Origin of the sequence: Dysgonomonas sp. GY617 (genome assembly GCF_015233815.1) — a bacterium.
GTDB lineage: Bacteria > Bacteroidota > Bacteroidia > Bacteroidales > Dysgonomonadaceae > Dysgonomonas_A.
Genome location: NZ_JADCLR010000018.1, coordinates 1 through 1,096, shown reverse-complemented (window position 1 = coordinate 1,096; position 1,096 = coordinate 1). Strand labels below are relative to the sequence as shown.

Sequence of the window (1,096 nt, the reverse complement as noted above, 5' to 3'; positions counted from 1 at the left end):
ACAATGGACTCCGCTCCGGCGATGAAATCATCAAACAACAAGTCGACTACAAAGATCCAGGAAGATCTGGTGAAAATGTTATATGGGATTTTGGCAAGCTAAAGTCTGTCAATGATGAATATTCTCTTGTGTACAGCTCTCCTGTACTACAAGAAAAGTCATTTTATGTTATGGGCTATGATACTATACAAGTAAAGAATACAGCTCAAAATTCGCTGATTATTGGTACTGAACACAATACGATGTATTATTACCAACTAAAAGAGAATCAACTCTTATTACTGGGACATGAGAATCCTACTAACTTGTTGCACTACATTCAACCTATAGTGTCTGCGACCTATCCTACTAATTATAAGCAAAACCAAATTAGTTCTTATCAATCTGAAGGAATCTATTCTGGAAGAATCTCTTTTGACACTAAAGGTGATGTAACTACTCAGGCTGATGCGTATGGAGCAATTATACTACCTACGGGTGATACTTTGAGCCATGTCTTACGTATCAAGACTGTGCAAACAATCTCCGAAATTATAAGAAGTATTAATCCTGCACTGAATGACTCTTTGCAAATGGTGGTAGAGACTTATAAATGGTATTCGAAAGGATACCGTTATCCTATTTTTGAAACGATCAGGGCTATAAATACAACGGATTCTTTAAATACTCAGGAGTATCAAACGGCTTTCTTCTTTCCTCCCCAAGAGCATCTATATCTAGATTATGATAAAGATAATTTGGCTGTTTTAGATAGTCTATGGAATATAGAGCATAATAAGGATATTGATAATCCTATTGTAAATCCTGAAAATGAAGTTAAGCTGTCTTATAACTTTTATCCTAATCCTGTAGAATCTCAATTGACTCTAGAATATTATCTGGAAAATACAACAACGGTCAATATTAGCTTGTATTCAATGGATGGTAAGTTGGTAAAGAATCAGTCTATTGGCAAACTAGATAAAGGTATACATACGGAGTATATGGATTGTAGTAGCCTTGTTAAAGGGACGTATATTCTAAGAATTGAGGCTAATAACAAATCAACTTCTGATAAAATTATTAAAAAGTGAAAAATAATATGAAGAAAATAATA

1 protein-coding gene is annotated in these 1,096 nt (G+C 33.9%); it reads left to right on the top strand.

The genetic code is table 11. The features are described 5' to 3' along the window. A partial coding sequence (locus IR022_RS09845; protein WP_194203575.1) for a T9SS type A sorting domain-containing protein occupies positions 1–1,073 on the top strand: 1,073 nt, incomplete at its 5' end. Between the last annotated feature and the right edge of the window lie 23 nt (positions 1,074–1,096).